General features: G+C 67.8%; 10 protein-coding genes. 4 read left to right on the top strand and 6 right to left on the bottom strand.

Annotated elements, in window-relative coordinates:
• Both ACRDU5_RS22920 and ACRDU5_RS22915 read left to right on the top strand, forming a co-directional pair.
• Nucleotides 1–631 (top strand): RNA-guided endonuclease TnpB family protein (locus tag ACRDU5_RS22920; RefSeq protein ID WP_526617282.1); only part of this gene is annotated, 631 nt, incomplete at its 5' end.
• A 37-nt stretch (nt 632–668) separates the two neighbouring features.
• Complete coding sequence (locus tag ACRDU5_RS22915) at nt 669–1,238, top strand: carboxymuconolactone decarboxylase family protein (protein ID WP_526617281.1); 570 nt, start codon at nt 669–671, stop codon at nt 1,236–1,238.
• Between the two features lie 5 nt (nt 1,239–1,243).
• Here ACRDU5_RS22915 and ACRDU5_RS22910 read toward each other — a convergent pair whose 3' ends face one another.
• The 6 genes from ACRDU5_RS22910 to ACRDU5_RS22885 are packed head-to-tail and all read right to left on the bottom strand — an operon-like array spanning nt 1,244 to nt 5,973.
• Entirely contained in the window at nt 1,244–3,115 is a 1,872-nt protein-coding gene (locus tag ACRDU5_RS22910) for a GMC family oxidoreductase N-terminal domain-containing protein (protein ID WP_526617280.1), read from the bottom strand.
• Entirely contained in the window at nt 3,112–3,441 is a 330-nt protein-coding gene (locus ACRDU5_RS22905; protein ID WP_526617279.1) for a hypothetical protein, read from the bottom strand. The genes ACRDU5_RS22910 and ACRDU5_RS22905 overlap by 4 nt, the downstream gene beginning before the upstream one ends.
• Complete coding sequence (locus ACRDU5_RS22900) at nt 3,438–4,388, bottom strand: tocopherol cyclase family protein (RefSeq protein ID WP_526617278.1); 951 nt, start codon at nt 4,386–4,388, stop codon at nt 3,438–3,440. Before ACRDU5_RS22900 ends, ACRDU5_RS22905 begins: the two co-directional genes overlap by 4 nt.
• Before the next feature lie 6 nt (nt 4,389–4,394).
• Nucleotides 4,395–4,832, bottom strand: a complete 438-nt coding sequence (locus ACRDU5_RS22895) for a PaaI family thioesterase (RefSeq protein WP_526617277.1) — start codon at nt 4,830–4,832, stop codon at nt 4,395–4,397.
• An 18-nt stretch (nt 4,833–4,850) separates the two neighbouring features.
• The gene (locus ACRDU5_RS22890) at nt 4,851–5,585 is read right to left on the bottom strand and encodes a hypothetical protein (RefSeq protein ID WP_526617276.1); all 735 of its coding nucleotides are present in this window, start codon (nt 5,583–5,585) and stop codon (nt 4,851–4,853) included.
• A 37-nt stretch (nt 5,586–5,622) separates the two neighbouring features.
• Complete coding sequence (locus tag ACRDU5_RS22885) at nt 5,623–5,973, bottom strand: XRE family transcriptional regulator (RefSeq protein WP_526617275.1); 351 nt, start codon at nt 5,971–5,973, stop codon at nt 5,623–5,625.
• A 135-nt stretch (nt 5,974–6,108) separates the two neighbouring features.
• Between ACRDU5_RS22885 and ACRDU5_RS22880 the strand changes: the two genes are divergently transcribed.
• Together ACRDU5_RS22880 and ACRDU5_RS22875 are read left to right on the top strand one after the other, a co-directional pair.
• Nucleotides 6,109–6,696, top strand: coding sequence for a hypothetical protein (locus tag ACRDU5_RS22880; RefSeq protein WP_526617274.1), 588 nt, complete (start codon nt 6,109–6,111; stop codon nt 6,694–6,696).
• Nucleotides 6,697–6,932: 236 nt separating this feature from the next.
• Nucleotides 6,933–8,142 (top strand): class I tRNA ligase family protein (locus ACRDU5_RS22875; protein WP_526617283.1); only part of this gene is annotated, 1,210 nt, incomplete at its 3' end.

Genomic DNA, 8,142 nt, shown 5'->3' with positions numbered 1-8,142 from the left:
GGCTGCGTTGCGCGAGCTGCGGCACGTTTCCCGGGCACGGTCGCGCTGCACGAAAGACTCACGGCGCTACCGTGAGCGCACCACCGAGATTTCCCGGCTGCACCGCCGGGTCAACGATGTCCGCACTCATCACCTGCATGTCCTGACAACACGATTGGCTCAAACCCACGGCCGGATCGTTGTTGAAGGTTTGGACGCGGCGGGGATGCTGCGGCAAAAGGGGCTTCCCGGTGCCCGCGCCAGACGGCGCGGACTGTCGGACTCGGCCCTGGGCACACCGCGCCGGCACTTGTCCTACAAGACGGGCTGGTACGGGTCACAGCTGGTGGTCGCCGACCGCTGGTTCCCCTCGTCGAAAACCTGCCATGACTGCGGGCATGTGCAGCACATCGGCTGGCACGAAAAGTGGCAATGCGACGGCTGTTCGGTCACCCACCAGCGTGATGACAACGCCGCCGTGAACCTCGCACGCTACGAGGAAACAGCTAGCGTCGTCGGCCCAGTTGGGGCCGCCGTCAAGCGTGGAGCCGACCGTAAGACCGGGCCTCGCCCGGCTGGTGGCCGTGAAGCGCGGAAGGGACGCAGCCGCAAGGCTGCCGAACAACCCCGAGACGGGGTGCAAGTCGCGTGATCACTAAAGATCACTCACTGGCAACGGTGTTCACGCCGTGACCGAGGCTCGCGTTCGGCGGTTGCCGGCCGGCGACGCCGCAGCCGCCGCCACCGCCGCCGGCGTGCCGGAGTTCATGGCCGAACTCAGCATCTTTCAGGTGCTGTTGCGCCACCCGCGCGTCGCGCGCGCCCTCAACGACCTGCTGATGTCGATGCTGTGGGAACCCACCCTCGACGCCCGGCTGCGCGAGCTGCTGATCATGCGCATCGGGTGGCTCACCGCGTCCGATTACGAGTGGACCCAGCACTGGCGGATCGCGCTCGGCCTCGGCATCTCCGCCGACGACCTGCTCGGCGTGCGCGACTGGTACACCCACGACGCATTCGACCCCAGGGAGCGGGCGGTGCTCGCAGCCACCGACGAGGTGGTGCATGACGGCGCGATCAGCGCTAAGACCTGGGCGACGTGCGAACGCGAACTCGGTCCCGACCCCGCCGTGCTGATCGAGCTGGTGACCGCGATCGGGACGTGGCGGATGATCGCCTCGCTGCTGAACAGCCTCGAAGTTCCGCTGGAGGACGGCGTCGAGAGCTGGCCGCCGGACGGCCAGCCACCGAGTCGGTAGGTCGACTACCGTCGAGCCGCCACAACCTGGTCCGCGACGGCGAGGGCCAACGCCATGATGGTCACCTGGGGATTGACGGTTGGGCAGCTAGGCAGGATCGACGCGTCGGCAACCCACACACCGTGCACGCCGCGCAGCCGCCCCGTGCCGTCGACCGGGCAGAGCTGCTCGTCGGCGCCGGCGGCCGCGGTCCCCGTCGGGTGAAAGGCCGCCAGATGCAGGCTCTTCGGATTGGTCCGGGCCAACACAGTTTGCAGCTCGTCGACCGAGCGCACCGAGGTCGCCGCCGACACGCCGGTGACAACCTCGACCGCGCCTGCCGCGAAGAGCAGCCGGCCCATCGCCTTGATCGCCACCATGAGCTTTGCCGCGTCGGCACGGGCGAGGTTGTACTGCAGCAGCGTCGGCTCACGAGGGACGCGCAGCACGCGGCCGCTGCCCGAGTCAGCCACCATCGCTCCGAACGTCGCGATGTACGGGGCCTTGTCCAGCCAGTCGAGCAGCATTCGTCCGTAGCCCGGCAACACCATCGAGCCCATGCCCGGCGGGGTCGAGGTCGCCTCGATCAGCACGCCGTCGGAGTCGTGCAACTCGTCGACAGCCGCACTTTGGAGCACGCCCCGCCACGCGTACACGTCGTCGTCGAATCTGCCGGCCAGCGCCGCGGCTGGATGCAGGGCCAGGTTACGGCCGAGGCGTTGGTGCCCGCCAAGGCCGCTGCGCCACAACAGGCCTGGTGTTTCGGTCGTGCCCGCCGCTACCACGACCGTGGGCGCGAGCACGTCAAACGACGTGCCGTCGGGGCGACGCGCCCGCACGCCGCGTGCCCGTCCGTGCTCGTGTAGCACCCGCTCGACGCGCGCGCGCGATACGATGCGGGCCCCCGCTGCGCAGGCCTGCGGCAGTGCGTTCAGGTGCACACCGAATTTGGCGTTCTCCGGGCACCCGATCGCGCACTGGCAGCAGCTGTTGCAGCCCGGGGCATTCCGCGGGATCGGTGCGGCGCGCCAGCCGAGGGCCCTCGCGCCCTCGAGCAGCGCACGGCCGTTGCGGCCCATGATCGACAGCGGCACCGGGCCCACCTGCAGCGTCTGCTCGACGTCGGCGAGGTATCCGGCCAGCCGCGCTGGGTCGGCAAGCGGTAGGCCGAACTCGTCTCGCCAGTGCTGCTGCACGGCCAGCGGCGGTCGGTAGCAGGTGCCCGAGTTGACGACGGTGGACCCGCCCACGGCACGCCCGATCGGCAGCACGACGGCCGGGCGTCCAAGCGCAGCGGTGGCGCCGCCGCCGCGGTACAGCCCGGCGTAGCGGTCCAGCGGGTGGGCCGTCCGGAACTCATCGACGGTCCAGCGTCGTCCTTCTTCGACAACGACGGTGTCGAAGCCGGCTCGGGACAGGGTGCGTGCGGCCATCGCTCCGCCGGCCCCTGACCCGACCACCACGGCGTCGGCCCGCACGACCGATCCCGTGTCGGTCGAGGACGACACGTTCAGCTCCGCGTCGGGGCGTGCCACGTCGTGTTCCTGCGCGCGTGCGAGCAGCTCGGCGGCGTACGTGTCGGCGCCGTTGGCGAGCAGCACGATGGCCTTCAGCCCCTCGACCGCCGCGCCGGGATCGGGACCGAGCGACGCGACCCGGTTCAGCACCCTGGCACGAGAATCGGGGGAGAGTCGTCCCAGCGAGCGGCCCGTCGTGAGGTAGCTCGCGGCAGCCAGCGACAGCAGGCCACCGCGCAACGCGACGCGCGTCAAAGTCGGCAGCCGCGACACGTATCGGTCGACCTGTTCGACGAGCGCTGCGGGCGACGGGCCACCGTGCTCCTCGGGCAACAGCGCGGCCCCAACTGAGGCCGTCGCCCACGCGGCGACACGCGTCATCGCCGACGGCCGAGCCTGCGGCCGAGCTTGATGAAGAACGGGTACGTCGCGAAGATGCCTCCCGCGACGGCGTGCATGGGTGGGGAGATGTCAGAGGTCTTCACCCTGAAAACCCCACTGTTCCACATGAAATCGCGTCCGTTCTGCGAACGGAATGGGCGCCAGAGCACACCGAGGCCGGGCACGTTGTTGTAGAGCCCGAACGACGCCCCGAAGACGACGCCCAGTGCGGCCGCCTCGGCAACGTCGCGCTGTTCCTCGGGCAGCGCGCGCTCGATCAATACCCCGGCGGCGACCAGCATCGGGGGGTCGAGAAGAAAGCTCACGACGGACTCCTTTCGTTGAGCTCGGGCGCGTCGTTACCGCGCAGGCCGACCTCCGAGTGACCAGTGCCGAGCACCGACCACCTGCGGTCGCCGATTTCGACATGCACGTCGGCCTGCTCGGTATTGGTACACACCGCGATTGACCCGTCGGGGTCGGTGTAGCCCAGGCTGACGCACCGCTCAGCGGGTTGGTCAGCGCGAATCAGCGCGCGGCGGCCGCCGACGCGGCCCTCCAGCTGCCAGTGTCGCAGGCCCAGTGTGGTGCGCATGCGCAGCGATGGCAGCCCGTGCGCTGGCCAGTCACGCCCATCGATACGGGCGCGGATGAACGCCATCGGCGAAAGTCGTTGCAAGCCGGGCCGTTTCGACACCGCGGTGACCACCTCCAGGACGTCGCCGTCGCCGAGGTCGGCATGGATCCAGCCCCAGCGCTTTGCATTGCCGTGCCCGTAGATGTGGGCGACGCCGCCACACCAGCCGTCGGTGCAGTGCTTCGTTTCGCCGACACGCAGCGAACCGGTGAACTCGGCTGTGGGGGCGATCACCACCTGAGCGCCCGGCAGCAGCTCGCGCTCCCAGGCAATGCGCGGAAAGGTCCAGAGCGGCGGCGCCGTATCGTTCCAGTGCAGATCCCAGCTCAACAGTCCAGCTGTGCCGCACAGTGATTGGGGCGCCGCTTGCGCTCCCGCGGCACTGAACCATGTCGCTGCGGACGGCTGGACCGGCTCGGGGCCGAAGCGCTCGGTGCAGGGCTGCTCGTCGGCGGGAAACCACGTCACCCAGCCGTGCCCATACGGCGACTGTCCGGCCGTGGGCGCCACGATTTCGTAATGCACCCACAGCCCCGCGCGCGTCACCGGATCGGATAGCGTCGCATACCAGACCTCCATGCGTCCGGGCTGACCCTGCCATCGCGGTGCAGCGGCCGAACGCACTTCGTCGTCCATGCCGGATCAGCCGCCGAGTCGGTAGGTCTGCACCGCATGGGCGACGACGTTGCCCTCGACGTCGGTGGCGGTGATCTCGGTGAAGGTGAGCTCCTTGCGGCGCCGGACGGTGCGGCCGTGGCACAGCAGATCCGACCGCTTGGCCGCGCCGGTGTACTGGATGCTCATCGCGACGGTGGAGGCGCGCGTTCCCTTGTCGAAGTCGTGGTTCGACCACGCCGCCGCGGCGCCGGCGGTGTCCATCACCGCCGCGATGACCCCGCCATGAAAATAGATGCCGTCGTTGGTCAGCTCTTCCCGGAAGGGCAGCCGGACCGTGACGTCGTCGGGCTGATAGCGGTCGAAGACGATGCCGAGGCCGCCCATGAACGGGGTCTGCGGCATCAACTCGGCGATCGCCTTGCGGCGCTTCTGTTGCTGTTCGTCGGTCAACGGGTCGGCCATAGCCGCACACTACTGGCCTCAACGAGGGACTTTGGTGAACCACTTCGTCTTGATGTGCCATGAGTACGCCGACGCCAGCGCGAACCCGGCGCCGCACAGGCAGGCGAACAGCCATACCAGGTTGCCGCCCTCGGCCGCCTGGATGCCCGGCACGAAGGCGGTGATTATGCGCACCACACACGCCATGATGCCGGCCGCCGATGCGATCAGGTAACCGTTGGCGATGCGCCGGGACCGCGGGTCCTTGCGCAGGATCAGCATTGCCCGCGAGCCGTACACCAGCAGGTAGATGAGGGTGCCGCAGAGCAGCAACCAGTAGATGTTGAGCCAGAAGTCGGTGGGGACGTCGAAGAAGTCCGGCTTGTAGATCGTGGCGCCGTTACCGAGCGTGAACGCCGCCAGCAGCAGGGGGATGCAGATGGTGGCCGGGCGCTCGACGTACTGCTTGAACGACGTCTGCATGGCGTGATCGTCGGCAAGCCTGCCCAGTACGTTGTAGACGATCGCGGAAGCCGCGACGATGTACAGGTCGTGGCCGATGTAGTCCTCGAGGTTCCACTTCCCGGTGAGGGCATGCAGCCAGTGCCCGAGGGTGGCCGAGGCGATCGGTGACATCAGCAGCACGGCACCGCCCTGCAGTGCGATATTGAGCGTGGCGGCAACCTCCCAGCGGCAGCCCCAGGTCACTCGCCGTATCCACAGACTCCACACGATGCACGCCATTGTGATCGCTAGAAGTGTTGCGAGGGCCATCGGTCTTGCCTTTGCGCTGAGTCGGTGGGAGCAAAGTTTACAGCGGCGGAGCGTCCTGGCGCGGCTGCAACTGGGACAGCTTTGCCCGTCGAGCGGTCGGTGCCTCCGCGGTGGCCACCGCCACCCCGGCCGACTCGACGTAGCTCCGCACCTCTTGGTGGCTCATCAACCCGAATCGGACCTGCAGATCGGGATAGCTGATCGCGAATCGGTCGGCCACTCGACGTAGCTCCTCGGCGTCGGGATAGCCGTCTTCCTTGATCCGCCGGTAATAGGTGCTGCTGGACACTCCGAGCGCGTCGTAGATGTCCTTGGCGTCGACGTCACCGTCAAGCAGGTAGTCGAGCAGGGCTTTTAGCTGTCGGCCGTTCTCATCTGTACGGGGCACCGCCTTACTGTAAACCCTCGTCCCGGAAATGGGGAGTGCCAGCCGGAAACCGGAGAGAGTTGCTGTAATTGACGCACCTGTCACACTTTTGGGAGATGTCTCCCAATTCTGGGACATCGGTGTTAAGTTAGCTCCATGTTGACTCAGGACTTTGCCAGCACCCCCTTCCGGGTAGTCGACCATGAGACTGCCGAACCGCCCCAAACCGTTGATCTGGCGAACCTGTCGGCACCGCTGACCAGCACGCTGACCGGCGAGCTCGACGGGGCACAGTGGTACCTCGGCGTCGCCACCGAGGAGATCCTGCTCGCAGCGCTCGGCCTTGCGATCGCGCGAACCATCGGCGAGGGCGTCACCACCGTTGACGTCGCGGGACACGGGTCGGTTCCGCTGACGTGTGTCACCGCACAGCATGCAACCGCGACCGAGATGTTGCGCGACGTGGTTCGCACGATGGCCGCGGGCCCCACCGCGCCGCGGATCGCGGCGAAACCGCCGTCCGACATCTTCTTCTCGTACCTCGGTAGCGAGGCCGGGCTGCGTCATGCACTCGAGCTCCGGGCGTATCGCGCCGACGGCTTGGTGCAACTGGAGTGGTGGTATGACACCCGCAGCTTCGACCGCTACACCGTCGAGGAACTCGCGGAACAGTTGCCGTTCGCGCTGATCCAGCTGACGTCGGAGGCGGCGCCGCCGCTCCGCGAGATGGCCGTGGCCCAGTAAGCAGCTAGAATCGAGCATCGGCGCTGATCCGGCCATCATCGGGGAGCCTTCGGAAGAACAGCTCAGGCTCAACAGTCTGGCTCAGTAGACCCGAACGGGTAGGCCCGTCATAGCCTCGAGTTGAGCGGCGCACCACGGTGTGCAAGCGGGGTGGTACCGCGGCGTTCGCGCACCGGCGCGTCGTCGTCCCCGTGCCTGAACGACACCTGGGCTTCCGGAGCTGGAAGGCCAGCGACATCTGGCACAGGAGACGACGCAGCACAGTGACCACCTATCCCAAGCCGGCAGGCGGCGCGCCGAACTTCCCCGCGGCCGAAGTCGAGGTCCTGGACTACTGGGAGCGCGACGACACCTTCCGGGCCAGCATCGCCCGGCGCGACGGCGCGCCTGAGTACGTCTTCTACGACGGGCCGCCGTTCGCCAACGGCCTGCCGCATTACGGCCACCTGCTGACCGGCTACGTCAAAGACATCGTGCCGCGGTACCGCACCATGCGCGGCTACAAGGTGGAACGCCGCTTCGGCTGGGACACCCACGGCCTGCCTGCCGAACTCGAGGTCCAGCACCAGCTCGGTATCACCGACAAGTCGCAGATCGAAGAGATGGGTATCGAGAAGTTCAACGAAGCCTGCCGCGCGTCGGTGCTGCGATACACCAACGAATGGCGGGCCTACGTCACCCGTCAGGCCCGCTGGGTCGACTTCGAGAACGACTACAAGACACTCGATCTCGGCTACATGGAGTCGGTGATCTGGGCGTTCAAGCAGCTGTGGGACAAAGGCCTGGCCTATGAGGGCAACCGGGTGCTGCCGTACTGCTGGAACGACGAAACTCCGCTGTCCAGCCACGAACTGCGAATGGACGACGACGTCTACCAAAGCCGCCAGGACCCGGCCATCACCGTCGGCTTCCGGGTCGACGGTGGCCCACTGGACGGCGCCCACCTCCTGATCTGGACCACCACGCCGTGGACCCTGCCCTCCAACCAGGCCGTCGCGGTTCACCCGGACATCGAGTATGTCGTGGTGCAATCGGGGGAGCAGCGCTATGTGCTGGCGCGGGCCCGGCTGGCCGGCTACGCGCGGGAGCTCGGCGAAGAGCCCGAAATCCTGGCCACCCACGCCGGCCGGGATCTGCTCGGAACCCGCTACCTGCCGCCGTTCCCGTACTTCATGGACGCGCCCAACTCATTTCGGGTGTTGCCCGCCGAATTCGTCAGCACCGCGGACGGCACCGGCATCGTGCACATGTCGCCGGCCTACGGCGAGGACGACATGGCGACGGGCGAGGCCGCAGGCATCGTCGCGGTCACGCCGGTTGACTCCAAGGGCCGGTTCGACGAGACCGTGCCGGATTACGCCGGCCAGCACGTGTTCGACGCCAACCCGCAGATCATCCGCGACCTGAAGAACCAGAGCGGGCCGGTGGCCCAGAACGGCGCGATCC

It is taken from the genome of Mycobacterium sp., from assembly GCF_050701515.1.
In the GTDB taxonomy this organism is placed as follows: Bacteria; Actinomycetota; Actinomycetes; order Mycobacteriales; family Mycobacteriaceae; genus Mycobacterium.
The sequence above is the reverse complement of the archived record's forward strand: the minus strand, read 5'-3'. Positions and strand labels throughout refer to the sequence as shown.

Excerpts from the sequence above, each read along its gene's own strand:
- ACRDU5_RS22910 (WP_526617280.1), bottom strand. The coding sequence starts at position 3,115 with ATGACGCGTGTCGCCGCGTGGGCGACGGCCTCAGTTGGGGCCGCGCTG.
- ACRDU5_RS22900 (WP_526617278.1), bottom strand. The coding sequence starts at position 4,388 with ATGGACGACGAAGTGCGTTCGGCCGCTGCACCGCGATGGCAGGGTCAG.
- ACRDU5_RS22895 (WP_526617277.1), bottom strand. The coding sequence starts at position 4,832 with ATGGCCGACCCGTTGACCGACGAACAGCAACAGAAGCGCCGCAAGGCG.
- ACRDU5_RS22890 (WP_526617276.1), bottom strand. The coding sequence starts at position 5,585 with ATGGCCCTCGCAACACTTCTAGCGATCACAATGGCGTGCATCGTGTGG.
- ACRDU5_RS22880 (WP_526617274.1), top strand. The coding sequence starts at position 6,109 with ATGTTGACTCAGGACTTTGCCAGCACCCCCTTCCGGGTAGTCGACCAT.